This is a genomic window from Vibrio sp. NC2 (assembly GCF_025195005.1).
In the GTDB taxonomy this organism is placed as follows: Bacteria; Pseudomonadota; Gammaproteobacteria; order Enterobacterales; family Vibrionaceae; genus Vibrio; species Vibrio splendidus.
Window position 1 is genome coordinate 63253 of sequence record NZ_JANVFC010000004.1, and the last position, 25359, is coordinate 88611.

General features: G+C 44.7%; 25 protein-coding genes and 1 pseudogene. 21 read left to right on the top strand and 5 right to left on the bottom strand.

What is annotated here, in order from left to right:
* Both NX845_RS07420 and galM read left to right on the top strand, forming a co-directional pair.
* A pseudogene (locus tag NX845_RS07420) lies at window positions 1-465 on the top strand (galactokinase); the annotation flags it as partial.
* A 111-nt stretch (window positions 466-576) separates the two neighbouring features.
* Window positions 577-1656, top strand: coding sequence for a galactose-1-epimerase (gene galM / locus NX845_RS07425; RefSeq protein WP_260256749.1), 1080 nt, complete (start codon window positions 577-579; stop codon window positions 1654-1656).
* A gap of 219 nt (window positions 1657-1875) precedes the next feature.
* Here the strand turns inward: galM and NX845_RS07430 are convergent, their stop codons facing one another.
* A complete protein-coding gene (locus NX845_RS07430; protein WP_017080052.1) occupies window positions 1876-2874 on the bottom strand; it encodes a substrate-binding domain-containing protein in 999 nt (332 codons plus the stop codon).
* 197 nt (window positions 2875-3071) lie between these two features.
* On the opposite strand from NX845_RS07430, the gene NX845_RS07435 reads away from it, so the two are divergent.
* Window positions 3072-3404 carry a tRNA-binding protein gene (locus tag NX845_RS07435; RefSeq protein WP_004734420.1) on the top strand — a complete coding sequence of 111 codons (333 nt, stop codon included), beginning with the start codon at window positions 3072-3074 and terminating at the stop codon, window positions 3402-3404.
* Window positions 3405-3450: 46 nt separating this feature from the next.
* Here NX845_RS07435 and NX845_RS07440 read toward each other — a convergent pair whose 3' ends face one another.
* The gene (locus NX845_RS07440; protein ID WP_017080053.1) at window positions 3451-4005 is read right to left on the bottom strand and encodes a gamma-glutamylcyclotransferase family protein; all 555 of its coding nucleotides are present in this window, start codon (window positions 4003-4005) and stop codon (window positions 3451-3453) included.
* A 308-nt stretch (window positions 4006-4313) separates the two neighbouring features.
* Between NX845_RS07440 and NX845_RS07445 the strand changes: the two genes are divergently transcribed.
* Window positions 4314-5498, top strand: a complete 1185-nt coding sequence (locus tag NX845_RS07445) for an NnrS family protein (RefSeq protein ID WP_102447361.1) — start codon at window positions 4314-4316, stop codon at window positions 5496-5498.
* Between the two features lie 91 nt (window positions 5499-5589).
* On the opposite strand, the gene NX845_RS07450 is transcribed toward NX845_RS07445, so the two are convergent.
* The gene (locus tag NX845_RS07450) at window positions 5590-6600 is read right to left on the bottom strand and encodes an adenosine deaminase (RefSeq protein WP_215514804.1); all 1011 of its coding nucleotides are present in this window, start codon (window positions 6598-6600) and stop codon (window positions 5590-5592) included.
* Window positions 6601-6954: 354 nt separating this feature from the next.
* On the opposite strand from NX845_RS07450, the gene NX845_RS07455 reads away from it, so the two are divergent.
* Entirely contained in the window at window positions 6955-7272 is a 318-nt protein-coding gene (locus tag NX845_RS07455; protein ID WP_004734416.1) for a DUF3622 domain-containing protein, read from the top strand.
* Window positions 7273-7465: 193 nt separating this feature from the next.
* Here the strand turns inward: NX845_RS07455 and NX845_RS07460 are convergent, their stop codons facing one another.
* Window positions 7466-8512, bottom strand: a complete 1047-nt coding sequence (locus NX845_RS07460) for a succinylglutamate desuccinylase/aspartoacylase family protein (protein ID WP_004734415.1) — start codon at window positions 8510-8512, stop codon at window positions 7466-7468.
* A gap of 271 nt (window positions 8513-8783) precedes the next feature.
* Here NX845_RS07460 and NX845_RS07465 point away from each other — a divergent pair, with 271 nt between their 5' ends.
* Window positions 8784-9323 (top strand): DUF3332 family protein, encoded by a 540-nt coding sequence (locus NX845_RS07465; RefSeq protein WP_004734414.1) that lies wholly within the window; start codon window positions 8784-8786, stop codon window positions 9321-9323.
* Between the two features lie 171 nt (window positions 9324-9494).
* Here the strand turns inward: NX845_RS07465 and NX845_RS07470 are convergent, their stop codons facing one another.
* Window positions 9495-10967, bottom strand: a complete 1473-nt coding sequence (locus tag NX845_RS07470) for an aminoacyl-histidine dipeptidase (protein ID WP_108187733.1) — start codon at window positions 10965-10967, stop codon at window positions 9495-9497.
* A 1051-nt stretch (window positions 10968-12018) separates the two neighbouring features.
* On the opposite strand from NX845_RS07470, the gene NX845_RS07475 reads away from it, so the two are divergent.
* The 15 genes from NX845_RS07475 to NX845_RS07545 all read left to right on the top strand — a co-directional run bounded on the left by NX845_RS07475 (window position 12019) and on the right by NX845_RS07545 (window position 25359).
* Window positions 12019-13308: an NCS2 family permease gene (locus NX845_RS07475; RefSeq protein WP_017080057.1), complete on the top strand. Its 1290-nt coding sequence runs from the start codon at window positions 12019-12021 to the stop codon at window positions 13306-13308.
* 84 nt (window positions 13309-13392) lie between these two features.
* Window positions 13393-13857 (top strand): oxytetracycline resistance phosphoribosyltransferase domain-containing protein Tet(34), encoded by a 465-nt coding sequence (gene tet(34), locus NX845_RS07480; protein WP_017084190.1) that lies wholly within the window; start codon window positions 13393-13395, stop codon window positions 13855-13857.
* An 89-nt stretch (window positions 13858-13946) separates the two neighbouring features.
* The gene (frsA, locus tag NX845_RS07485) at window positions 13947-15200 is read left to right on the top strand and encodes an esterase FrsA (protein WP_029222300.1); all 1254 of its coding nucleotides are present in this window, start codon (window positions 13947-13949) and stop codon (window positions 15198-15200) included.
* A gap of 143 nt (window positions 15201-15343) precedes the next feature.
* Complete coding sequence (gene crl, locus NX845_RS07490; protein ID WP_004734391.1) at window positions 15344-15733, top strand: sigma factor-binding protein Crl; 390 nt, start codon at window positions 15344-15346, stop codon at window positions 15731-15733.
* Window positions 15734-15809: 76 nt separating this feature from the next.
* The gene (proB, locus tag NX845_RS07495) at window positions 15810-16994 is read left to right on the top strand and encodes a glutamate 5-kinase (protein WP_215514803.1); all 1185 of its coding nucleotides are present in this window, start codon (window positions 15810-15812) and stop codon (window positions 16992-16994) included.
* A gap of 160 nt (window positions 16995-17154) precedes the next feature.
* Window positions 17155-18405: a glutamate-5-semialdehyde dehydrogenase gene (locus NX845_RS07500; RefSeq protein WP_108185034.1), complete on the top strand. Its 1251-nt coding sequence runs from the start codon at window positions 17155-17157 to the stop codon at window positions 18403-18405.
* Between the two features lie 156 nt (window positions 18406-18561).
* Window positions 18562-19011, top strand: a complete 450-nt coding sequence (gene nrdR, locus NX845_RS07505) for a transcriptional regulator NrdR (protein WP_004734394.1) — start codon at window positions 18562-18564, stop codon at window positions 19009-19011.
* A gap of 40 nt (window positions 19012-19051) precedes the next feature.
* Window positions 19052-20176, top strand: coding sequence for a bifunctional diaminohydroxyphosphoribosylaminopyrimidine deaminase/5-amino-6-(5-phosphoribosylamino)uracil reductase RibD (ribD, locus tag NX845_RS07510; RefSeq protein ID WP_215514802.1), 1125 nt, complete (start codon window positions 19052-19054; stop codon window positions 20174-20176).
* A gap of 84 nt (window positions 20177-20260) precedes the next feature.
* Entirely contained in the window at window positions 20261-20917 is a 657-nt protein-coding gene (locus NX845_RS07515) for a riboflavin synthase (protein ID WP_102291179.1), read from the top strand.
* Between the two features lie 108 nt (window positions 20918-21025).
* Window positions 21026-22135: a bifunctional 3,4-dihydroxy-2-butanone-4-phosphate synthase/GTP cyclohydrolase II gene (gene ribBA, locus NX845_RS07520; RefSeq protein WP_004734397.1), complete on the top strand. Its 1110-nt coding sequence runs from the start codon at window positions 21026-21028 to the stop codon at window positions 22133-22135.
* A 280-nt stretch (window positions 22136-22415) separates the two neighbouring features.
* Window positions 22416-22886 carry a 6,7-dimethyl-8-ribityllumazine synthase gene (gene ribE, locus NX845_RS07525; protein WP_004734398.1) on the top strand — a complete coding sequence of 157 codons (471 nt, stop codon included), beginning with the start codon at window positions 22416-22418 and terminating at the stop codon, window positions 22884-22886.
* Complete coding sequence (gene nusB / locus NX845_RS07530) at window positions 22886-23353, top strand: transcription antitermination factor NusB (RefSeq protein WP_004734399.1); 468 nt, start codon at window positions 22886-22888, stop codon at window positions 23351-23353. Before ribE ends, nusB begins: the two co-directional genes overlap by 1 nt.
* 115 nt (window positions 23354-23468) lie before the next feature.
* Window positions 23469-24443, top strand: coding sequence for a thiamine-phosphate kinase (gene thiL / locus NX845_RS07535; protein WP_102455953.1), 975 nt, complete (start codon window positions 23469-23471; stop codon window positions 24441-24443).
* Window positions 24443-24949 carry a phosphatidylglycerophosphatase A gene (pgpA, locus tag NX845_RS07540; protein WP_029222743.1) on the top strand — a complete coding sequence of 169 codons (507 nt, stop codon included), beginning with the start codon at window positions 24443-24445 and terminating at the stop codon, window positions 24947-24949. Before thiL ends, pgpA begins: the two co-directional genes overlap by 1 nt.
* Before the next feature lie 50 nt (window positions 24950-24999).
* Complete coding sequence (locus tag NX845_RS07545; RefSeq protein WP_004734402.1) at window positions 25000-25359, top strand: putative quinol monooxygenase; 360 nt, start codon at window positions 25000-25002, stop codon at window positions 25357-25359.

Here is a 25359-nt window from a genome sequence, read left to right on the forward strand (position 1 = left end):
GAAGCGGCGCGCATCTTTGGTGTTCCTGCACTTCGTGATGTGACTATTGAACAATTCAAAGCGAAAGAGTCTGAGTTGGATGAAATGGTCGCGAAACGCGCTCGTCACGTGATCACTGAAAATGACCGTACCGTTGAAGCGGCTCAAGCTCTGCGTACTCATGATATGAAACGCATGGGTGAATTGATGGCTGAATCACATGCGTCAATGCGTGATGACTTTGAAATCACAGTCAAAGAAGTCGACACCTTAGTTGAGCTAGTAAAACACGTGATTGGTGATCAAGGTGGCGTGCGTATGACTGGCGGTGGTTTCGGTGGTTGTATTGTGGCATTGGTTCCACCTGCATTGGTTGATGAAATTAAAACAACCGTTGAGCAGAAATATCAAGCGGCGACGGGTCTAAAAGAATCTATTTATGTGTGCCAAGCGAAAGACGGAGCAGGCTTAGTTGAAGTAATCTAAACGCTTCGAGACTTAATATAGAGCTTACCAACTAAAAAGATCATGGTAGGCCAAATGCTAAAGCCTTTATTTCAGGTAGAGGCTTTTTACTGGCACTAGAAGGAATTTAGAATGACACAAGAGCAAAACCTGCATCAATCCATGACACAAACTCCAGCCTATGATGGCCAACCCGCTCAGTTAGTGACGCTATCAAATACGCGTGGCATGGAAGTGACATTCATGGACATTGGTGCAACATGGTTGAGCTGTATCCTGCCAGTAAAGGGAAATAAAAGAGAGGTTTTGTTGGGTGTTAACTCAATGGAGAACTTCGATAAACAAGCCAGCTATATGGGCACAACCGTTGGTCGTTATGCTAACCGCATAGCCAATGGTCGTTTCAAAATTGATGGTCAGAACTACAAGCTGGAAACCAACCAAGCGGGCAATACTTTACATGGTGGTCCGAACGGTTTTGATAAACGTCGTTGGAATATTGCCGAGCAGACTGATACATCTGTATCGTTTACTTTAGAGTCGGCTGATGGCGATCAAGGGTTTCCGGGGAATTTGAATGTGTCGGTGCGTTATGACATTACCGAAGACAATCGAGTTTCCATTCATTACTCTGCGACCACAGACAAGCCAACCGTGGTCAACTTAACGAATCATGCGTACTTCAACCTACTTGGTGCAGAAGCCGGGCACGATTGTTTGTCACACATTGTGAGCATCAACGCCAATCAGTTCTTACCGACCAACTCGGTAGGTATTCCACTAGGCAATCTTAAATCGGTGAAATCGACCAGCTTCGACTTCAATCAGCCTATGATGATCTCAGAGCGTTTGTTGGGTGATGAACAGCAGAAAGCAGCAAAGGGTTACGACCACTCTTTCCTATTGGCTGATGGCTGTAAGCGCACTCAATGCGCTGCGACTGTAACGTCACCGGACGCGCTAGTCTCACTAAAAGTATTTTCAACCAAACCTGCAATGCAGCTATACACCGGAAACTGGCTTGGTGGTACACCAAACCGAAGTGGTGGCAGCTATGAAGACTACGCTGGTTTGGCGTTAGAAACCCAGTTCTTACCTGACTCTCCTAACCACCCAGAGTGGAAGCAGGACAGTTGTATTCTCAAGCCTGAACAAGAATATAACTACCGTACCTGTTACCAGTTTGAATTTTCGGGGGATTCTTCAAACTAGTACGCTCTAGCTCAAAACGGTTATGCCAATTGCTTTTGTTTGTGAATAGAACGATGTGAGTTATCGCGTTGTTCTTGGGGGATGAGCAAAAGTGGCGCTCAACAAGTGTGTGATTTATTAAGCGCGATTGTTGGGTATCCGAGTAAGGTAGGAAAGCCCTAACAGAAGCGATTCTGTTAGGGCTTTTTTTTGTTTGTTGTTTGGTTAGTTGACCAGAACTTAGATTTTCTCTACCGAATTACGGCGCACCAAAGTCGGAGAGAACATCATTGGCTCCGTTGAGGTGTTTTCACCTTTGGCTAAGTGCAACGCGAGTCGTGTCGCTTTCTCTGCCATCATCTGAATCGGGTAGCGAATGGTGGTTAGCTTTGGATGAACATAGCGTGCAATCAAGCCATCATCGAAGCCGATGATCGACATTTTGTCCGGCGCTTGAATACCGTTTTCATCTAGGACAGACAAAGCACCTGCCGCCATGTAATCGTTGTACGCAACAATGCCTGTGATTGGCAGTGATTTAGTCAAAAGGTTAGTCATGGCGTATTCACCCCCTTCACTGGTGGGAGCTGAGTACTCAATATAGCTGTCAGATAACGCTATTTTGTAATCCGAGAGTGCTGACAAGTAACCTTGTACACGCTCATCGGCATCTTCAATGCTGTGCGATGAAGCGATACAGGCAATATTTTTATGACCATGACGAATCAGATATTCAGTCGCAAGATACGCGCCTTTCTTGTTGTCCAAGAAAATACAACGGTTGGCAATCTCAGCAATATAGCGATTGATCAGCACTAAGCCTTTGACTTCTTTTGCATAGGCAATCAGTTCTTCGTCTGTCAGGCCTTTTGAATGGATCACTAGGGCGTCGCAACGGCTATTGATCAGTAACTCAATCGCTTGTCTTTCTTCTTCACGATCGTGTGAGCCATTACCGACGAGGATATGCTTTCCGTTCTCACGAGCGACATTATCGACAGCCTTAACCAGCGTGCCAAAAAAAGGATCGGAGATATCACCAACCAACACACCGACGGTATTGGTGCTCTGGCTTACCAGCGCACGAGCATTGGCATTCGGGCGATAGCCGAGTTTAGACATCGCTTTGGTGACGGATTCAATTGAGTTCGCACTTGCCTTCGGAGACTTATTTACGACTCGAGATACGGTTGCAACAGAAACACCAGCTTCCCTTGCGACATCTTTAATTGTTGCCATTTTTAACCTCTATACATTGCTGCATCTATTTAACACCGACAATGAGTGCAAGGCAACGAAACTCTCATTTTACTTCCAGTAATGAGATCTTTACCGCTTGTAATTATTAGGCTTAATGCTAGTGTAAACATTTACATTTTACTTAATTTTAGTAAATGATTTAATGAGTGAAAATAAATCAATATAGGAAGTGAGAAATGGATACTGTCTCTTATGGTGACTTTGCTAAGTTAGAAATGCGTGTCGGTAAGATCATTGAGGTTGTGCGTCATGAAAACGCAGACAAGCTTTACATCGTGCAAGTGGATATCGGTGAGAAGACGCTACAAACGGTGACCAGCCTAGTGCCTTACTACACCGAAGAAGAGTTGATGGGTAAGCAGGTTGTTGTTTTGTGTAATCTAGCGAAGGCGAAGATGAGAGGCCACACTTCTGAGTGCATGTTGTTATGTGCCGAAACGGAAGATGAATCTGAAAGTGTATTGCTGACCCCGGAACGTGCGATGCCTGCAGGTATTCGTGTCGTTTAAGATCGCTTTAGGTTGGTGAGTCAATGTGTTCACCAACCTAAATCAACTAGCTTCGAACAGTCAGTATCAAGCCATCAATCACACTGTGGTGGTGATCTGAAACCCCAGCAAGATTGCCGTATTTAGGTTGGTGGCGATCATTCTCTAATGGGTGATGCCAACCTTGTGTGTGTTGAACAAAGTGCGCCGCAAAGCTTTCAGACACTTCTAAACATCCTGCTAATACCGTATCGACATAGGTTTGAACGATAGGGCTGTTTTCGCAAGGTGCTTCAATCTCGTCTTTGATGTAAACCCAGATCGATTGATCCTGTTTAAACTCATTTTGGCTTTCTATCTGAGAGGCCTTTAATTCGATTCGGTGATAACCACGCTCACGGCGATCAAACTCAGTCAGCGCAATATCATCCACTTCAAGTAAAACTCCATTCACTTGTCCCTCACCGAGATTGACGATCAAAGGTGACAAAACATAGCTGTCATCGATCTTACTCCAATGACGAACTAGGCCATGCACTATCGCAGGAATCGCTTGTCCTGTTTGACCTGTGAGTTGACGAGAAGAGGAGTTGATCAAGCTACCATAACCAAAAATATACATCGCGTTCCCTGTCTGTTCTTTTGTATTTGAGACTAGTCTTACTATATGTTTGGCTTCATCAAATGTCAGTAGTTTTTTACTTTGCACACTTATGAGTCTAAATGACTTTTATGGGGTGTGTTTAATTGACACTTTTTTGAAGCCTAAAGACTCCTTGTTGCTTGTTTTTATTGGCTTTATACCTTTGGCGCGTTTCATGCATTACGTTAGGTCATATTGCAGTGATGATTACTGCATCATGAATTTGACTATGAAATAGCAATTCCCAGAAGCCACTCTTGGCTTGTTATCTGAAATAAGGAATGAGTTTGTTAAATATCACAGATAAAAGTGTAGAAGATGCGATTCCTGCATATCTTCGATTAGGTTTTAGACCTTTCTTCTTTTTAGGCAGTCTCTATGCTGTGATCGCGATTGTCGCTTGGGTCATCATGTTCCAAAACGGTCAGCCAGAAATGCTAAAAGTACCGGCGCTTTGGTGGCACGTACATGAAATGCTATTTGGCTTTGCCATGGCGATTGTGGTCGGTTTTGTGTTAACTGCGGTGCAAACGTGGACGGGCGTCAATGGAACCAAACACTATCGATTAGCGGTACTGGTTGGTTTGTGGTTAGCACCTCGTATTCTGTTTTGGACCCCCGCACCGTTATGGCTGATCTCATCGGTTGAGGCGTTGTTCTTAATCTTCGCCGCTTACGAAATTGGTTTCCGAGTTGTTAAATCGAAAGGCTGGAAGAATCTATTCTTTGTGCCGCTGTTTATATTGGCTATCGTGGCGAACTTTGCTAGTTACGCAACTATTAAGGGGATGCCTCCATTCCCGTCGTCTGCAGTTTGGCAAGCGATGTTGTGGTGGTTTACCTTGCTGCTATCAGTGATGGGTGGGCGAGTTATTCCGTTCTTCACGGCACGTCGCTTCGATTTTGAAAAAGCACAACCACTGGTTTGGTTAGAATGGTTAGCGAATCTACCTTTGGTTGGCTTATTTGTATTGAGCTTCTTCCCATTGACCTTTGCTCAAGTCGGCAATGAGTTGATGGTATTTGCAGGTGTGACTCAGTTGGTGCGCTTTATCCGCTGGAAGCCTTGGACTACGTTATCTGAGCCCTTGGTGTGGTCGCTGCATGCGGCTTACCTATGCATCCCTTTAAGCTTGCTGCTACGAGGTTTATTAGACAACCCGTTCGCGAGCCACAACATGCTGCACTTGTTTGCGATTGGCGGTTTGAGTGGGTTAATTCTTGCGATGATTACGCGTGTGACAATGGGGCACACGGGTCGTGCAATCTATAAAGGGCCAAGTATGGCGTTAGCGTTCTCGGCTATTTTTATCGCGGCTTTGGTTCGCAGCGTAGGTGTGACTTTCTTCCCTGCGTATTTATTTGAGATGGTGAATATCAGCGCGGGTTTATGGACGTTAGCATTCGGGTTGTTTATCTGGAAGTTCGGCATGATGCTTTTAACGCCAAGAGTGGATGGTCACCCAGGCTAAGCCTATTGATTTTCGAACCCATTTAGAAAGGGAAGCACTGAGCTTCCCTTTTTTGATCGCAGCAAAGCTCCATTCTTAAAGGTCCATTCTCTTAGTGAGTATTTTCGGCAAGATATTGGCGCACTTGTGCAATGAGATCTTCTTTGGCGTGAGGCGAGATGAAACTCGCTTCGACAGCATTAATACTGAATTGCGCTAATTCGTTTTTCGTCAGTGGATGAGCATTGGCGACGGCGAGGAAGTTATCATTCATATAGCCGCCGAAGTAAGCCGGATCATCGGAATTGATGGTGACGCACAGCCCTTTTCTCAGTAACTCGACGATATTGTGTTCTTGCATGGTGTCGAAGACCTTTAGCTTGGTATTCGATAGCGGGCACACGGTTAGCGGTGTGCGTTTAGCGATTAGCTGTTCCATCAAGTCTTCATCTTCAACACAGCGAACGCCATGATCAATACGGGTGATGCCTAACAAGCTCAGTGCGTCACTAATATTTTGCGCTGGGCCTTCTTCTCCGGCGTGCGCGACGGTCAGGAACCCTTGGTTGATCGCCTCTTGAAACACATGCTTAAACTTCTCCGGCGGGTTTCCTTTTTCCGACGAATCCAGCCCGACGGCAATGATCTTATCTTTGTAGGGCAGGGCTTGTTTGAGTGTTTCAAAAGCGCTGTCTTCATCAAGATGGCGCAGAAAGCACATGATCAGCTGGCTGCTGATCCCTAGTTCTTGCGCGGCTTGATTCAAAGCTTGAGTAATCCCACCTATGATGACTTCAAAGGCAATGCCACGTTCGGTGTGGGTTTGAGGGTCAAAAAAGATCTCAGTATGAACCACATTATCTTGTTTGCACTTGAGTAGATAAGCCCAAGTCAGGTCATAGAAATCCTGTTCATGAATCAGTACGTTAGCGCCTTGATAATAGATATCGAGAAAAGACTGAAGATTGTGGAATTGGTACGCGTCTCTTACTTGGTCTGGGTTATCAAAGGGAATCGACACGTTATTGCGCTTGGCCAGTTGGAACATCAGCTCAGGTTCTAGCGTGCCTTCAATATGTAAATGCAGCTCAACCTTGGGTAAATGTTTGATGAAGCTATCCATAGCAACTCCTTAGCTATTTTAATTATGGGCGGAGTAGGCGAGACAGTAGAGTCTGTAAACCTGTGCCTGCAGGTTATCTCTTTCATTTATCTCTGTTTGAGCATAGTTCATTTCATTGTTGTCGATAAAATTGCACAGAAGTTGATGATGAATCGAGAGTTACGAACCCATTGAAATCCGGCGCAAACGATTTGCAGCATGGGAGTGTGATCCGCTGCAAATATTTGCAGCAATATTCATTGATTTGTGCTCTAATACCGCGCTTACCAAGGGATGGTGTTAAAAGATGCTCACTTAGATGGAGTTATCAAAGTGACCGATCCCTTAATGATCTCCCTTAGGAAAAAATAGAACATGTCTAAGAACAAAAAATTTGATATCCGCCTTACAGAAAAACGCAACGGTTGGTGTGCAGAGATTACTCGTCAAGTAACGTCTCGCAGCACAACAGTATCTAAGCGTGAGTCTGGTTTCGAAACTGAAGCTCTAGCACAAGAGTGGGCAGAGAAAGAGCTAGCATCTTTCATCTCAAACCAAGCTGAACGTAACGAGCGTAAATCAGAGCAGCGTAAAGAGCGTGACGAACTACGTCACACTAAAGAGCTTAAAGCTGAGCAAGCACGTGAAGCACGCGCAAAAGCTCGTGAAGAAGAGCAAGAAGACGCTGAGTAATCCAGTGCACAATTAATTTACAGGTCCCTTAATTTTAAGATAAGGGACAAGTAAAAAAAGCCCCGATATAGCTTTTCTCTTTCTAGTTAAAAGTTTATCGGGGCTTTTTCATTTGTGGCGTATTAGTCTGGATCACGTAACCACTCATGGCTGGTGGCTAAGTATCTGATTCACTAATTACCCGAATTCGGTCCTAGTTGTTTAGCGCTGTCAGCCAATCGTCTTCCGCGACTTCTTCAATGTAACTCTCTACAGACTGTCCCACTTCATCATCATCTTGCTTGAAGTAAGCAATGTGGAATACTGCGTCACCTTCGTTTACCAACGGTAGAGTTTGTTGACCAATCACGATACCGCCTTTAGTGGTGATTACTTGGCCTTCTTGGTGACCCAATGGAGAACTGATGTAAGCCAGGGTTTGTCCTGCTTCAACTTGTTCGCCAAGCCTTACCATATTACGCAAAATGCCGTCTGATTCAGCGCGGATCCAACTGGTCGATTTACTCAATACTGGCTCTGGTAACTTCTTACGGTTAGGGCGCAGCATGCCGATTTCTTTCATCACTTGATGTACGCCAAGGTAACCCGCACGAATCGCTAGGTGATCAAAACGCAGCGCTTCACCACCTTCGTAAGTTAATACAGGAATACCTAGCTTTTCCGCTTCGCTGCGCAATGAACCATCACGCAGTGGAGAATCTATGATCACGGGTGTTGCGAACGCTTTTGCGATGCGCAGTGTTTCAGGGTTCGACAGGTTTGCACGGATCTGTGGCAAGTTAGTACGGTGAATCGCACCCGTGTGAAGATCCAGAATGTAATCACAGTGCTTCGCTACGTTCTCAAAGAAGGTGTGAGCGATGCGTGATGTCAGTGATCCTTTCTCACTTCCAGGGAAGCAACGGTTCAGGTCACGACGGTCTGGTAGGTAACGAGACTTATGGATAAAACCAAATACGTTAACGATAGGCACAACAAGTAGTGTTCCTTTCAGTTTTTTTGGATCAATCGCATTGGTCAGTTGTCGTGCAATCTCAACACCGTTTAGTTCATCTCCGTGGATCGCCGCGTTTACCATCAGTGTTGGGCCCGCTTGGCGACCATGAATAATTTCAATCGGGATTGAAAGTGGAGAATGCGTGTAAAGCTGAGCCGCTTGCAGTTCAATCTCCATTCTCTGTCCTGGCTGAACAGTATAACCAAGTAATTCGAAGGGTTGATTAGGTTTTAGTCTTGCCATTTAGGTTGTTCTCAACATGGTGATAATTCGTTAACACGGAATGTATCAATCGTTGATTTTTAGTACGAATCAATCGCTTTACGGTGACGACAAAACTTTTTTATGGAGGCGTTTCTTAATTGGTTTCTGTTTTTGATTTGGCTAGTTAGAAGGGGTTTAGAATTGTGAATTTCCTGACAATACATTGATTTAACGCTGATATTTATTGTTCGGTTGGTTGGTATTATCCATCGCCATTTTTTGGCGGCCAAATTCAAATATCGAGATCAAAATGAAAAAAACAATTTCAAAAGTTGTAGCACTAGCAGTGGTATCTGTTGCTCTATCTGGCTGTGTGGGTAGTAATGCAGTAACCGGTTATCTAATGAAGTTTAACGTGAAGGCTGTTGATAACCGTTACGCTCGTGGTGGTTTGAACATACTACTTGCACCTGCGTATGGTCTAACGGTTGCTGCCGATTACCTAGTATTCAACTCACTAGAGTTCTGGACGGGTAGCAACCCATTAACAGGTGCTCCGCACATCTTTGATACTAAGACTGATACTTACCTTGATATCAACGATCAGCTTGATAAGTCACTGACTGAGGCGCCAGTAGGCCCGATCACGAGTGCCGATATGATTGAGAAAGGTCAAATGCAGCAGATCGACGAAAACACTATCCAAATGGACATCACTTACCAATCTGGTGAGCGTGCGACGTTAATCGGTGTTCGTGAAGGCGAGATGGTGACGTACTTCATCGACGGCGAAGTAGTGGCACAAACTTCAATTGATGAGCTAGAAAGCTACGCGGCTTCACGCGCTTAATTATTTATTTAGTCACAAGTAGCAGTGACAAAGATTAGATACAAAAACAGGTACTCATTGAGTACCTGTTTTATTTTGTTCTTAATAAACGGTGTTTACTGAAAAGTGCTATTTATTGAAGAGCCCATTTCTTGGAAAACACCATTTACTGAAAAACACTAGCGAATCGATTTATGCTTTTTCTGGGATCGCAGCAAGTAATGCAACCATTTGGTTCCAGAACAGCTCAACTGTGTCGATCTTCACTTTCTCATCAGGAGAGTGTGGGAACTTGATCGTTGGGCCGAAAGAAACCATATCCATGTTCGGGTAAGGTTCTTTGAACAGACCACACTCAAGGCCAGCATGGATAACCATGATGTTTGGCTTGTGACCGTAGATACCTTCGTACATGTCGCGGAAGATATGCATGATCTCTGAATCTGCGTCTGGTTTCCAACCTGGGTAAGCACCAGAGAACGCGATGTTAGCGCCTGCTAGTTCAGCAACAGAATGAAGCATACTTTCTACTTGGCTACGACCAGAGTCGATAAGAGAACGGATCAAGCAAAGTACTGTGATTGAATCTTCTTCCGTTGTGATAACACCTACGTTTAGAGACGTTTCAACAACGCCTTCAATCTCGTCACTCATACGAATCACGCCGTTTGGACATGCGTTAAGTGCCGCGATAAAGCGAGCTTGGTCTGCTGACGCTAGTGCGCCCATTTCTACAGAAGCTTCTTCATTGAAAGTCACGATGCTGTCTTCTACTTTACCTAACTCTGTTGAAAGCAGCTCAGTGTAGTAGTTGTATAGCGAAGCTAATTTTTCTTGGTTTGCAGCAGGAACCGCAACCGTTACGAAGCCCTCACGAGGGATCGCATTACGAAGGCTACCACCTTTGAATTCTACGATGCGAAGGTCTAGCTCTTTTGCGTGACCCGCTAGGAAGCGAGCAATCAGTTTGTTTGCGTTTGCACGACCGGTGTGGATGTCACAACCAGAGTGACCGCCTTTTAGGCCTTTTAGCGTTAGCTTGCGTGTTACGAAGTCAGCTGGAATCGCATTACGTGTAATTTCAAATGTCATTGCGCCGTCGATACCGCCCGCACAACCCATGTACACTTCGCCTTCTTGCTCTGAGTCAGTATTAAGAAGGATATCGCCTTCTAACCAACCCGCTTCAAGACCGAACGCGCCAGTCATGCCTGCTTCTTCATCTACAGTGAGTAGAACTTCGATAGGGCCATGTTGGATTTCGTTTGAAGCAAGAACGGCTAAGCAAGAAGCCATACCCATGCCGTTATCAGCACCAAGCGTTGTGCCTTTTGCTGTAACCCATTCGCCATCGATGTATGGCTGGATTGGATCTTTTGTAAAGTCGTGATCAGTGTCTTCGTTCTTTTGTGGAACCATATCGATGTGAGCTTGTAGCACGACACCTTTTTTGTTTTCCATACCCGGCGTTGCTGGCTTTTTGATGAATACGTTGCCCGTTGGGTCGCGACGTACATCTAGGCCTTGCTCTGTTGCCCACGCAATAATGTATTGAGCAAGCTCCTCTTCATGTTTCGAAGGGTGCGGGATTGAACAAATTTTATCGAAAAACTGCCAAATAGGGGCAGGGGACAATTTACTGATCTCAGAATGGAATTCAGACACGGATGACTCCTTTTTTATTTGATAACCATATATTTAGGATTTCTATAGGTAAAAACTTAGAATAAAAATCTAAAATATGGGTCTGTTTTGATGGCAACAGCATACCACTTGAGCGTTTTGACGAGTAGCGGTTATAAACCTCAAATACCTCAAATTTTGAAAGCGATCTTGTCCATCTGATCATAATTAAGAGACTTGATGCTTATAAATGGCGCAAGCAAACGTTTGTTTAATTCCATTTTGTAATTTAATTACAGAAATAAGTTTTCAAAATAACCATAATTGACCAAAAGTGTGACGTATAGCAAATAATGCTTGTAATCTTTTTTCTTTAGGGTATATTAATAACCAACTTCTGAGATGAAGAGTAAATGCTCAAAGGATGAGTCCGTTTTATCGCCTCCAAGGAACCGAGAAATCAAATTCGTTTTTTATTGATTTATTAAGGTGATAGTTATGAAAGGTTTACCATCTGCAATGTTCTGGATTAACAGCTCTGTTTACACTAGCAACTTTGCATACCCTACAAGCTTTGGTTACTAATACCGTAAGCATGTAACTCGAACAGTTTTGTTCACCCCTATATATTGGAATTCTTTTACAGCCCTTTTGGTTGACAGATTCTACCGCCACTCAGTTTTGAGTGGCGTTTTTTTTGCCTGCTACTTTTCCAAACCGCTTTCTTTGCTGTTCTGAGTGGTTGTTTTTTAAACGCCAAAATATCAATTTGCGTCTTATTACTGATCCTGTTGAAAAATACACAACTCTTGTGGGTTTAAATTGAGAATATGATGGCTACATTCTCAATGGAAATAACCGACGGTTGAAAAAACAACCAAGTAATCTCATCGCCTTTATTTCATTTAATCTATTGTTTTTAATAGTTATTATTCTTTTTGTTCCTCATTTGTAATCGCTTTGTTTCATACGGCATTCTGATAAATATCGATTAGAGCCTTAATTCTATCTGGAATTTGTTATTTGATAACTTTATAATCCACAGCCAATCGTTTACGCAACCGTTTACTTTTTACCCTTATAGGATTCGATAATGTTCGAAAAGCTATTCAAACTCAGTGAAAATGGCACCAATGTGCGCACTGAAATCATCGCAGGTCTAACCACCTTCCTAACAATGGCTTACATCATTTTTGTAAACCCAATGATTCTAGCTGATGCTGGTATGGACCATGGCGCTGTATTTGTAGCAACCTGTTTAGCGGCTGCTATTGGCTGTTTCATCATGGGCTTTGTTGCTAACTACCCAATTGCTCAAGCACCAGGTATGGGCTTGAACGCATTCTTTACCTACGCTGTTGTAATGGGTATGGGTTATACGTGGCAAGTTGCTCTGGCAGCGGTTTTCGTATCCGGCGTAATCTTCATCTTCTTAAGTATCTTTAAGATCCGTGAATGGATTATCAACTCGATCCCTATGTCTCTGCGTGTTGGTATCTCTGCGGGTATCGGTCTTTTCCTAGCATTTATCGCGCTTAGCAATGCAGGCATCGTTGTTTCTAATCCAGCGACTAAAGTTTCACTGGGCGATATCACTGCGATTGCGCCAATGTTAGGTGCGCTTGGTTTCTTCATTACTATTGCTCTTGTACACCGTGGTGTGAAAGGCGCAGTAATGATCGCGATTCTCGCTATCACAGCGATTGGCATTGCGATCGGTGACGTTCAATACGGCGGCATCATGTCGACACCACCAAGCCTTGCTCCTACATTCATGCAGCTTGATTTCTCGGCTGTATTTGAAATCGGTATGATTTCAGTGGTATTCGCATTCTTGTTCGTCGATTTGTTCGATACCGCGGGTACCCTGGTTGGTGTTGCAACGAAAGCAAACCTAATCAAAGAAGACGGTAAACTACCGCGCTTGAACAAAGCACTGCTTGCTGACTCTACAGCAACATCTATTGGTGCATTGCTAGGTACATCAAACACAACTTCTTATGTTGAGAGTGTTGCGGGTGTTGCTGAAGGCGGTCGTACCGGTCTAACTGCTGTTGTTGTTGGTATCTTATTCCTACTGGCTCTTTTCTTCTCGCCACTTGCAGGTATGATTCCGGCTTACGCAACATCAGGTGCACTTTTCTATGTAGCAATTCTGATGATGTCTGGCCTAGTTGGCATTGATTGGCGTGATCTTACGGAAGCCGCACCAGTCGTGGTAACATGTCTGCTTATGCCGCTGACGTACTCTATCGCTGAGGGTATCTCACTAGGTTTCATCGCTTACGCTGCAATTAAGCTGCTAAGTGGTAAAGGTCGCGACGTTTCACCTGCTGTGTGGGTAATGTCGGTTATCTTTATTCTTAAATACATTTTCGCTTAATCGTCTAGATTTCTGCTTAATCGCTGAAGAGGCTATGTAAGGCATAGCCTCTAATAACATGACAAAATTATTAGGTTTTATACTATGAGCAACAAATTCGTTATCACTTGGGACAACATGCAGACTTACTGCCGTCAACTTGCTGAAAAGCAAATGCCAGCAGAGCAGTGGAAAGGCATCTGGGCAGTAAGCCGTGGTGGTTTGGTTCCTGGTGCAATCTTGGCTCGCGAACTGGGTATTCGTCACGTAGATACGATTTGTATTTCTAGCTACGACCACGATCACCAACGTGATATGACAGTCGTTAAAGCACCTGAAGGTGACGGCGAAGGCTTCCTAATCGTTGAAGATCTTGTTGATAGTGGTGACACTGCACGCAAGCTTCGCGAAATGTACCCTAAAGCGAAACTGATCGCTGTATGTGCTAAGCCATCTGGTGCTGATTTACTAGACGAGTACATCGTTGATATCGCTCAAGACACATGGATTGAGCAACCTTGGGATACTAGCCTAAGCTTCGTTGAGCCGGTAAATCGCAAGTCAAAATAAGTGTAAACTTAGTTTTTTGAGAAATGACCCTTTATAGGGTCATTTTTTTTTATATGATTAGTAACAACCATTTCTTATTAAGTATCCCAATGTCTGAATCAGAAGAAACGAGCTCGAACCTTTCGGAAACCTTGTTTGTAAAGCACAAGCAGGCCAAAGAGACCTCAATGCTTACTCGCTACATGCCAAGTTCTGAAGAACTGCTGGATAAAAAGCGTGAAGAGCAGAACTCATCTTGGTATCGAAACCTAAGACGTCTTCAGTGGGTATGGCAAGGCGTTAACCCGATAGAGCAAGAAGCGGTATTGGCACGCATCGCGTCATCCGATAATTCTCGTACCACTGATGAGTGGTTAGATACCGTGATGGGCTACCGCAGCGGTAACTGGGCATACGAGTGGACCAAGCTGGGCATGCAGCACCAGAATCGCTCGAATGAAAAGAGCGGCGAAGAGATGGCTGAAGAGTTGTTTTCAGCATCGCTGTGTTTCAGCATTGCGGGCTACCCACATCTAAAGAACGATAACCTTGCTGCTCAGGCACAGGTATTAGCGAATGCGGCGTATTCTGAAGCGATCAAACACACTAAATTGATCGTCAAACAAATCGAAGTGCCGTATCAAAACAAAAAGATTAAGGCGAACTTACATCTAACCAAAACAGACAAACCACAACCTGTCGTGATCGTGAGTGCAGGTTTAGATAGCCTGCAAACTGACATGTGGCGTTTGTTTAGAGATTACCTAGCACCGAAAAATATTGCGATGCTAACGATTGATATGCCGTCGATAGGGCACAGTTCGCACTGGCCACTAACCGAAGACTCTTCTTGCCTGCATCAAGCCGTGTTGAATGAACTGCCTAACATTCCATGGGTGGACCATCATAAAGTCGGTCTGTTTGGGTTCCGATTCGGTGGTAACGCGATGGTGAGGTTGTCCTTCCTTGAGCAACATAAACTCAAAGCCTGTATCTCTTTAGGGGCTCCGATCCACGATATCTTTGTTCATGCCGACAAACTAAAGCAGATGCCTAAGATGCACTTGGATGTATTGGCTTCGCGTCTTGGTAAAGGGGCGGTGGATATCAATAGCCTTTCTGGACAACTGATGGCTTGGTCATTGAAGGTGCAAGGCTTGCTGGCTAACAGTAAAACCAGTGTTCCTATTTTGGCATTGGCTTTGGAAGGTGACCCTGTTTCACCGCATCTGGATAATCAACTGGTTGCTATTTACAGTGATTACGGCAAAGCGAAGAAAATCAAAACCAAATCAATTACACAGGGGTATGAGCAATCCCTCGAATTAGCGATAAAGTGGCTTGAGGATGAATTATTTAGATGACATTTCTCCGAAATTAGTTAAGCATGAAAAGTGTACAAAGTAAGTACCTGATACTCAGAGAAAATTTATAAAATCCAACTGCGTGCTTTCTACGTATTGCAGTCTGAGTAACGTCATTCTTAACATTGAAATGGAGATTCAATATGTCAGAAGTGACACAACAACCTACGCATTATCGCTTGTTAAACGTTTTAAAGGCTATTGGGCCTTACTTGAGGGAGCCGCAATCAGAAGATGGTCACTACATTTTTGATTGCTTGTCTGTGTGTGTGAACGATAAAAAGTCACCAGAAGAGCGTGAGTTCTGGGGCTGGTGGTTAGAGTTGGATAAGTCGGAAGAAGGATTCTCGGCGAAGTACAACACGGGTAAATACAACATTGATGGTAACTGGGATCCTTTGCCATTACCTAAAAAGGCGGTCGCTGAGGTGTCTCGAACTCAAGAAGCCTTTCACCAAAAGCTGGTTGACGAACTTCAAAAGAAATTTGAAATCGGCGTTCAGTTAGACGAAGAGTCTGTCGAATTCGTCTGATTTTGAAGGTTACTCTTCTCTATAAAGCAAAAAGGTGCGATTTCGCACCTTTTCTGCTTGTGAATTCCCCTGTTGATTGCTAAAACATCACCTCTTATTTGTTTTATTCATAAAAGACTTCATGACAACAAATCATCAAAGCGGGACAACAACACAGCGTAAAACTGTCGTTGTTAAACTGGGTACCAGTGTCTTAACTGGTGGAACATTGGCATTAGACCGCGCTCACATGGTTGAGCTGGTTCGTCAATGTGCTGAATTAAAAAAACAAGGCCACTCTGTGGTTATGGTTTCGTCTGGTGCAATTGCGGCCGGACGTGAGCACCTTGGTTACCCCGCACTTCCCAACTCAATGGCGAGCAAACAATTGCTTGCGGCAGTTGGGCAAAGTCAGTTGATTCAAGTTTGGGAGTCTTTGTTTGCTATCTATGGCCTTAAGATTGGCCAGATGCTACTGACTCGTGCTGATCTCGATGATCGCGAGCGTTTTCTGAATGCACGTGACACGATCAACGCGCTCGTTGAGCACGATATTATTCCGGTAGTAAACGAAAACGACGCAGTAGCCACGAATGAAATTAAAGTGGGCGACAACGATAACTTGTCGGCATTGGTTGGTATTTTATGCGGCGCTGATAAGCTTTTGCTATTAACCGACCAAAAAGGCCTGTTTACCGCAGACCCTCGTAAAGACCCAAATGCTGAGCTCATCAAAGAAGTGAAAACTATTGATGACACACTGCGTAAGATCGCAGGCGGCAGCGGTACTACGTTAGGTACTGGCGGCATGGCGACAAAACTGCAGGCAGCTGATATTGCTCGTCGTGCGGGTATTGAAGTGATTATTGCTGCGGGCAGTGCTGAAAATGTGGTGTTTGATTCATTGAGTGACAACCCACAAGGCACACGTTTCTTGCCTTTAGCTGAAGCGCTTGAAAACCGTAAACGTTGGATTCTAGCAGGCCCAGCTTCTGCTGGTGACATCGTAGTCGACGATGGAGCGGTGAACGCAGTTAACACTAAAGGCAGCAGCTTGTTGGCAAAAGGGGTCATTCGAGTTCAAGGCGAATTTTCTCGTGGTGAAGTCACCCAAGTTACCAACAGCAAAGGCAAAGTCATTGCGCGTGGTATCGCCAGTTATTCAAGCCAAGACCTAGCAAAAATCGCAGGCAAGCACAGTAAAGATATTGGCGATATTCTTGGTTACGATTACGGGGCAGAGGTCATTCACCGTGACGACATGGTAGTGATTCAAGAGTAGTTCGTGATGATAAGGCGATTAACTGCGCATCTACTTCTAGCATCTAGCGTTAGTTTCTAGCATTTAGTATCTAGCTTTAGTGCTTAGCATTTAGTTTTAGTAGGTAGTGCGAATCGCTTTTTTACATCCAAAGACAGACAGAATTTAGGGAGAGTTAAACGTGGATTTAACTAATATGGGTATCGCAGCAAAAGACGCTGCTTTTCACCTAGCGACCGCATCAACGGCGCAGAAGAACAAAGCATTGGCGATCATCGCTGATGAGCTAGAAGCAAACGCAGCTACGATTTTAGAAGCGAACGCAAAAGACATCGAACTTGGTCGTGAAGCGGGTCTGACTGATGCACTTTTAGATCGCCTGTTGCTCAACGAAGAGCGCTTAACCGGTATCGCTAACGATGTGCGTAACGTGATTAGCCTTAACGACCCTGTGGGCAGCGAAATGGACAGTAAGGTACTGGAAAACGGTATGTCACTGTCTCGCCGCCGTGTGCCACTTGGTGTGGTTGGTGTTATCTATGAAGCGCGTCCGAACGTAACCATCGATATTGCAGCTCTGTGTTTGAAGACAGGTAACGCAAGTATTCTACGTGGTGGTAAAGAGACGTTCTTCTCGAACATGGAACTGGTTAAAGTTATCCAGTCTGCATTAGAGAAAGCTGAGCTTCCTGCCGCTTCAGTTCAGTACATTGAGAAACCTGATCGTGAACTTGTCTCTCAACTGCTTAAACTGGATGACTACGTGGATATGATTATTCCTCGTGGCGGCGCTGGCCTGCACAAGATGTGTAAAGAGAACAGTACTATTCCAGTTATCATCGGTGGTTTCGGTATCAGCCATATCTTTGTTGATGAGAGCGCTGATCTTGAGAAGTCTGTTGATGTGGTTGAAAACTCGAAAGTTCAACGTCCATCTGCATGTAACTCATTGGATACGCTGCTAGTGCATGAAGCGGTTGCTGAAGCTTTCTTAGCGCAGCTAACACAGCGTTTAGCAGGTAAGGTAACCTTGGTTGCTGACGCCAGTGCAAAATCACTGCTAGCAGGTTTTGAAGACCAACGTGATGCGGTTGAAGGTGACTTTGACACTGAATGGCTAAGCTACACGTTAGGCGTGAAAGTGGTAGCGGATGTGGCAGAAGCGATTGACCACATGCGCGTACATAACGCGAGTCACTCAGATGCGATCATGACTAATAGTCTAGAGAGCTCAGAGCGTTTCATTAACTCTGTCGGTTCTGCGGCGGTTTATGTGAATGCATCAACACGTTTTACTGATGGCGCACAGTTTGGTTTAGGCGCTGAAGTCGCAGTATCAACTCAGAAGCTGCACGCTCGCGGCCCAATGGGCTTAGAAGAACTGACAAGCTACAAATGGGTGGGTAAAGCGAACTATTTGATTCGCGGTTAACGCTGGTCGTTAATTTTACTCCTCAGCTCATTTTTGAAATGGCGATCGAGTAGCAATAATCAATAAATCACCACACAAAAGGGCCTTAATTGGCCCTTTTTCTTTCCTAACGTTTGGCAATTCCGTTACACTGATATTCAATTATTTGGAGGTGATATGCATTGTCCTTTTTGTTCAGAGAACGACACTAAAGTAATCGATTCAAGACTGGTAGCCGATGGCCATCAGGTTCGTCGTCGCCGTCAATGCCTTGCATGTAGTGAACGTTTTACGACTTTCGAATCGGCAGAACTTGTGATGCCGAAAGTCATAAAGTCGAATGGAAACCGCGAACCATTTAATGAAGATAAAATGGTGGGTGGTGTACAGCGCGCCCTAGAAAAACGGCCAGTGAGTGCTGATGCGATTGAACTTGCGATCAGTACGATTAAGTCACAACTCCGTGCAACTGGTGAGCGTGAAGTACCAAGCGAGATGATTGGTAATCTTGTGATGGGTCAATTGAAAGAATTGGATAAAGTGGCGTACATTCGTTTTGCCTCTGTTTACCGCAGCTTTGAAGACATCCGAGAGTTTGGCGAAGAAATCGCTAAATTAGAGGATTAACGCCTCAATCATGTCAAACTTTACTCCCCTAGATTTTCAAATGATGTCGCGTGCTATTCAGTTAGCCAAACGCGGCATTTACACCACTGCGCCAAACCCGAATGTGGGCTGTGTCATTGTACAAACCGATGGTCAGATCGTTGGTGAAGGTTTTCATGCCAAAGCCGGTGAACCTCATGCTGAAGTACATGCCATGCGAATGGCGGGCGACAAAGCAAAAGGTGCGACTGCTTATGTCACGCTAGAACCTTGTTCTCATTACGGTCGAACGCCACCTTGTGCTGAAGGTTTGATTAAGGCTCAAGTAGCCAAAGTGATTTGTGCCATGCAGGACCCAAACCCAAAAGTTGCAGGTCGTGGTATCAAAATGCTACGCGACGCAGGCATTGAGGTTGAAATCGGTTTGCTAGAGCAAGATGCTCTAGACTTGAACCCTGCATTTATCAAGCGTATGCAAACGGGCATGCCATTCGTTCAGTTAAAGATGGCGGCTAGCCTTGATGGGCAAACGGCATTGGAAAATGGTCAAAGCCAGTGGATCACATCGCCAGAAGCGCGTCGTGATGTTCAGAACTACCGAGCAAAGTCAGGCGCTGTGCTATCAACTAGCCAGACGGTGATTGAAGACAACGCGTCGTTGAATGTTCGTTGGACAGAGTTGCCAAGCAGTATCAAAGATCATTACGCTGAAGACGAGCTGCGTCAGCCGATTCGCGTGATTCTTGATCGTCAAAATCAACTGCGTCCTGAGCTCAAGTTATTCCAAACTCCAACATCGGTATTGAGAGTCGCTGAAGCGTCTGCTGATATTGAAGTCGGAACCACAGAGGCAGGTCAGCTCGATTTACACGATCTAATGCGTCAATTGCCTGCGAACCATATTGATCATATTTGGGTAGAAGCGGGCGCGACATTGGCAAAAAGCTTGATTGAAGAACAGCTGGTGGATGAGCTAATCCTCTATTTAGCACCTAAACTTATGGGCAGTGACGGACGAGGTTTGATGGGCGCATTAGGGCTCACTTCAATGTCTGATGTGATTGACCTAGAAATCAAAGATGTTCGACAGGTTGGCGTGGATATTCGCATCGTTGCGAAGCCTATTATTGCGAAATCAATTGTTACGAAACCTACTGTCGCGAAACCAATTGCGGCTAACCAATAGTCGCCAAATAAATCGTGACGAAACCACAGTAGAAATAGTTACTCCAACTGCATACGTGTCGTTGACAACAAAAAGAGTTTTAAAATGTTTACAGGAATTGTAGAAGCCGTAGGTACATTGAGTGCAATCACTCCCCGCGGAGAAGACATCACCGTAACGGTTAATGTTGGTAATCTTGATATGGCTGACGTTAAGTTAGGCGACAGTATCGCAACCAATGGTGTGTGTTTGACGGTCGTTGAGTTCAATGACCACAGCTACAGTGCAGACCTTTCGCTTGAGACCCTGAAAAAAACGGGTTTTGTCGATTACCAAGCGGGCGACAAGGTCAACCTAGAGAAAGCAATGTTACCGACCACGCGTTTCGGTGGTCATATCGTATCGGGTCACGTTGATGGTGTGGGTGAGATTGTTGAGCGTAACCAAGTTGGTCGTGCGATTGAGTTCTGGGTTGAAATGCCTGCAGAGATCTCAAAGTACGTAGCTCAAAAAGGTTCAGTCACTGTTGATGGTATTAGCCTGACTGTGAATGATTTACGCAAGAATGCCTTTAAGTTGACTATCGTTCCTCACACCTCTTCAGAAACCACCATTGATCAATTCAATGTTGGTCGTAAAGTGAATCTAGAAGTCGATGTATTAGCGCGTTATATGGAGCGTCTACTGCAAGGCCAGCAGCAAGAGTCTGAGCCTGAATCTCGATTAACGATGGAATTCTTACAGCAGAATGGTTTTGCCTAATCGTTGGTACAAAGTGTGTTAAGCGAGACTTTGTAAAGCGAAGCAATATCATCAGGTTTAAATAGTGTCGGTTCTAGGAAGCAGAACCATTTCAAAGGATATAGAACAATGCCAATTAGTACTCCTCAAGAAATTATTGAAGACATTCGCCTAGGAAAAATGGTTATCCTGATGGATGATGAAGATCGCGAGAATGAAGGCGATTTGATCATGGCAGCAGAACATGTCACGCCAGAAGCGATTAACTTCATGGCGATGTATGGCCGTGGCTTAATTTGCCTAACGTTGACCAAAGAGCGTTCAAATCGCATGGGTCTAGCGCCTATGGTTCAAGACAACAACGCTCAGTACACGACGAACTTTACGGTTTCAATTGAAGCTGCTGAGGGCGTAACAACGGGTATTTCTGCATCAGACCGCGCTGTTACCGTTCAAGCGGCTGTGGCAAAAGATGCGAAAGCGGCTGACTTAGTTCAACCTGGTCATATCTTCCCACTGACAGCTCAAGAAGGTGGTGTTCTAACACGCGCAGGCCACACTGAAGCAGGCTGTGATCTAGCTCGTCTAGCAGGCTGTGAGCCAGCATCTGTTATCGTTGAGATCCTAAATGACGACGGCACCATGGCACGTCGCCCTGATCTTGAAGTCTTCGCTGAAAAACACGATATCAAACTAGGCACCATTGCTGACTTGATTGAATACCGTAACAACACAGAAACGACGATTGAACGTGTAGCACAATGCCATCTTCCAACAGAGTTTGGTGATTTCGAGCTTGTGACTTACCGTGACACGATCGATAACCAGATCCACTACGCAATGCAAAAGGGCGACTTGTCTGTAGGCGCTCCTTTAGTGCGTGTTCACCTGCATGATACGTTTACCGATCTGCTTCATTCTGATCGCGGTACCGAGCGTAGTTGGTCGCTAGATAAAGCGATGAAGCGCATTGGCGACGAAGGCGGTGTGTTGGTTATTCTGGGTAACGAGGAGTCGTCTGATTCTTTGATCCACAAAGTGAAGACATTCGAAGCTCAAGATAAGAATGAGCAACCAACCATGGCTAAGAAACAAGGTACTTCTCGTCGTGTTGGTGTGGGTTCTCAGATTCTTCAAGACCTAGGCGTTCACGATATGCGTCTGCTTTCTTCAAGCACTAAGCGTTACCACGCATTGGGTGGTTTTGGCCTTAACGTTGTTGAATATGTTTGCGAGTAAGCCGACGTCTGTCCGTTTATAGCGGCATAATTTACCGATGATTTCAGTAGCTCTTTTAGAGGTTAATTTCGATAAAAGAGCAAAGTAGCCAAGCCCGATTCAAAACGTGTTGAATACACAAGCTTGGCTACTTGCTGCTCCAGTAAGGTTGGCAGCAGCGCTGCGTTATCATCTTTACATCTCCGGTGCCTGTTCTTCTAAATTAGCATTAGATATTGCTCACAGTTTTGTGCTAGAATCCGGCGATTCTCACTTGATGAAAATAGTTAAAGGAAGGCTTATGAAAGTGATCGAGGGTGGCTTCCCAGCGCCAAATGCAAAAATTGCTATCGTTATTGCTCGTTTCAACAGTTTTATTAACGAAAGTTTACTTTCTGGTGCAATCGATACTTTAAAGCGTCATGGACAAGTAAGCGAAGACAACATCACTGTTGTTCGTTGCCCTGGTGCAGTAGAACTTCCACTTGTAGCGCAACGCGTTGCAAAAACAGGTAAGTTCGATGCGATTGTATCTCTTGGTACAGTAATCCGTGGCGGTACACCTCACTTTGACTATGTTTGTAGTGAATGTAATAAAGGTTTGGCACAAGTGTCTCTGGAATTTTCTCTTCCAGTAGCGTTTGGTGTTCTTACTGTTGATACGATCGATCAAGCTATTGAACGCGCAGGAACCAAGGCTGGTAATAAGGGTGCAGAAGCCGCACTTAGCGCACTTGAGATGATCAACGTTCTTTCTGAAATCGATTCCTAATGGGGGCCAGTGTGAAACCAGCCGCACGTCGTAACGCACGTCAATTTGCTCTACAAGCAATTTATTCTTGGCAAATTACTAAAGAAAATATTGCTACCGTTGAAGAACAGTTCTTATCTGGTGGTAAGTATGATGAAGAAGAGCATCATGCCGCAGAACCTGCTCTAGCTATGCCAGAAACAGACGTTGCATACTTCCGCGACTTACTAACTGGTGTTGCTCTTAGCCACATGGAACTTGATAGCAAGCTTCGTCCATTCGTATCTCGCCCTATGCAAGATCTGGATTTGATGGAACTAGCGCTTCTACGTTTAGCTATGTACGAGATGACTCGTCGCGAAGATGTACCATACAAAGTGGTTATCAACGAAGCTATCGAGCTTGCAAAAGTATTTGCAGCAGAAGACAGCCATAAGTTTGTTAACGGTGTGCTTGATAAAGCTGCACCACACGTTCGTAAGAAATAAGACGTTCGTATATTGAATCTAAAGGTCAGCTTTTATGCTGGCCTTTTTTGTAACTAAATTTCTGTAATCTCAATAATTACGGTGATTTGTATGAAGACTAAAGATAGGGCATGTGATGTCTGGCGAATTTAACCTGATTGAAAAATATTTTGTAAATCGACAACCACAACGTAAAGACGTACATCTGGCTGCTGGCGATGACTGTGCTTTGGTCAAAGCGCCGGGCAATGTTGAGATAGCGATCAGTACGGACACCTTAGTGGCGGGCACTCACTTCCTAGCGGAAGCAAACCCAGCTTGGGTGGCACACAAAGCCTTGGCTTCGAACATCAGTGATCTTGCGGCTATGGGCGCGACACCTGCTTGGGTTTCATTTGCGTTAACTATGCCAGAAGTCGATGAAGAATGGCTTGCTCCCTTCTGTGATTCCTTCTTCAAGCTCGCTGACTACTTTGGCATTCAGTTAATTGGTGGTGACACAACCAAGGGGCCACTAAGTCTGACATTGACTGTACAAGGCTTTGTACCAGAAGGTCGAGCACTGCGTAGAGATGGCGCTAAAGTGGGCGACTGGATTTACGTCACGGGTAACCTAGGTGATAGCAAAGCCGGCCTAGAGGTATTGCTTGAGCCAGAACAGAACAAAGTCAAACCTTATGCTCTTGAGCTTGAAGAAAGGCACTATATGAGCGTTCCTCGAGTATTGGCTGGTCAAGCGCTCGTGAACCTTGCTTCGTCTGCTATTGATATCTCTGACGGTGTTATTGCTGATTTAAAACATATCCTTAAGCGCTCTCAGGTTGGTGCGAGCATTGATGTGAGTACGCTGCCAATTTCTCCAGAACTACGCCAGTTCGCATCTGATATTGCTTCGGCTCAACAGTATGCGTTGACCAGTGGTGAAGAGTACGAACTGTGTTTTACTGTGCCGGAAGAGAATAAAGGTTCATTGGAAAGTGCTTTGTCACACACTGGAACAAAAGTCACCTGCATTGGCCAGATAAGACCTGTAGAATATTTTGAATTACACAATAATGGTGAACCACTGAGTTGGAACTTAACTGGTTACGATCACTTTAAGGTTAATTGATGACAAACCCACTTTCTCTTATTTCTCTTAAAAATCCTTGGCACTTATTGGCAACGGGTTTTGGTAGTGGCTTATCGCCGATTATTCCCGGCACCATGGGCACGCTTGCGTCGATCCCATTTTATCTATTGCTGGTTCAGTTACCTTTCCCTATTTATGTCATTCTTGTGGTTGTGAGCTGCATTATTGGTATCAAAATATGCCAAGTGACGTCTGATGACATGGGCGTGCACGATCACGGCTCTATTGTATGGGATGAGTTTGCAGGCTTTTGGATCACAATGGGCCTAGTGCCGCTGTTGGGTATTCCTGTTAATGATTGGAAATGGCTATTCGCTGGCTTTGTTCTGTTTCGTTTTTTCGATATGGTAAAGCCTTGGCCAATTGGTTGGTTAGACAAGCGAGTTCACGGCGGCTTAGGTATCATGATTGATGATATCGTGGCGGGTATTATGGCGGCGATTTCGCTGTATGCAGTGGCTCATTTTTCAGGTTGGCTCGTTTAAGAATCAATATCCAAAGAACGAACAATAATAGATAAAAACAAGGAATTACAATGTCTAAGAAGGTTTACTGTGTTGCTCAATTTCAGCCTAAAGAAGGCAAATTGAACGAGTTGTTTGAAGTTCTGAAATCACTAGAGCCAAACACAATGCGTGAAGACGGTTGTATCCAATATACAGTGACTCGTCACATTCAGAGCCCATTTGCAGAGGGTGAGAGTTTCCCTATTGCATTCAATGAGATCTGGGCGGACAACGAAGCATTCGAAGCACACTGTCAACGTCGTGAGATTCAGCAGTTCTTCCAAGAGCAGTGTGTTGAAGAGACAGGCTTGGTTGAGAACTTCAACGTTGCTATCTACTCTGATGAACCAGAGAACTATGATGCACCTGTGCTTAAGCCTTGTTGCTAA

What these genes read in the sequence shown, in the direction of transcription:
- galM (WP_260256749.1), top strand. Translation starts at nt 577, where the DNA reads ATGACACAAGAGCAAAACCTGCATCAATCCATGACACAAACTCCAGCC.
- NX845_RS07430 (WP_017080052.1), bottom strand. Translation starts at nt 2,874, where the DNA reads ATGGCAACAATTAAAGATGTCGCAAGGGAAGCTGGTGTTTCTGTTGCA.
- NX845_RS07435 (WP_004734420.1), top strand. Translation starts at nt 3,072, where the DNA reads ATGGATACTGTCTCTTATGGTGACTTTGCTAAGTTAGAAATGCGTGTC.
- NX845_RS07440 (WP_017080053.1), bottom strand. Translation starts at nt 4,005, where the DNA reads ATGTATATTTTTGGTTATGGTAGCTTGATCAACTCCTCTTCTCGTCAA.
- NX845_RS07450 (WP_215514804.1), bottom strand. Translation starts at nt 6,600, where the DNA reads ATGGATAGCTTCATCAAACATTTACCCAAGGTTGAGCTGCATTTACAT.
- NX845_RS07455 (WP_004734416.1), top strand. Translation starts at nt 6,955, where the DNA reads ATGTCTAAGAACAAAAAATTTGATATCCGCCTTACAGAAAAACGCAAC.
- NX845_RS07460 (WP_004734415.1), bottom strand. Translation starts at nt 8,512, where the DNA reads ATGGCAAGACTAAAACCTAATCAACCCTTCGAATTACTTGGTTATACT.
- NX845_RS07465 (WP_004734414.1), top strand. Translation starts at nt 8,784, where the DNA reads ATGAAAAAAACAATTTCAAAAGTTGTAGCACTAGCAGTGGTATCTGTT.
- NX845_RS07475 (WP_017080057.1), top strand. Translation starts at nt 12,019, where the DNA reads ATGTTCGAAAAGCTATTCAAACTCAGTGAAAATGGCACCAATGTGCGC.
- frsA (WP_029222300.1), top strand. Translation starts at nt 13,947, where the DNA reads ATGTCTGAATCAGAAGAAACGAGCTCGAACCTTTCGGAAACCTTGTTT.
- crl (WP_004734391.1), top strand. Translation starts at nt 15,344, where the DNA reads ATGTCAGAAGTGACACAACAACCTACGCATTATCGCTTGTTAAACGTT.
- nrdR (WP_004734394.1), top strand. Translation starts at nt 18,562, where the DNA reads ATGCATTGTCCTTTTTGTTCAGAGAACGACACTAAAGTAATCGATTCA.
- ribD (WP_215514802.1), top strand. Translation starts at nt 19,052, where the DNA reads ATGATGTCGCGTGCTATTCAGTTAGCCAAACGCGGCATTTACACCACT.
- NX845_RS07515 (WP_102291179.1), top strand. Translation starts at nt 20,261, where the DNA reads ATGTTTACAGGAATTGTAGAAGCCGTAGGTACATTGAGTGCAATCACT.
- ribBA (WP_004734397.1), top strand. Translation starts at nt 21,026, where the DNA reads ATGCCAATTAGTACTCCTCAAGAAATTATTGAAGACATTCGCCTAGGA.
- ribE (WP_004734398.1), top strand. Translation starts at nt 22,416, where the DNA reads ATGAAAGTGATCGAGGGTGGCTTCCCAGCGCCAAATGCAAAAATTGCT.
- nusB (WP_004734399.1), top strand. Translation starts at nt 22,886, where the DNA reads ATGGGGGCCAGTGTGAAACCAGCCGCACGTCGTAACGCACGTCAATTT.
- thiL (WP_102455953.1), top strand. Translation starts at nt 23,469, where the DNA reads ATGTCTGGCGAATTTAACCTGATTGAAAAATATTTTGTAAATCGACAA.
- pgpA (WP_029222743.1), top strand. Translation starts at nt 24,443, where the DNA reads ATGACAAACCCACTTTCTCTTATTTCTCTTAAAAATCCTTGGCACTTA.
- NX845_RS07545 (WP_004734402.1), top strand. Translation starts at nt 25,000, where the DNA reads ATGTCTAAGAAGGTTTACTGTGTTGCTCAATTTCAGCCTAAAGAAGGC.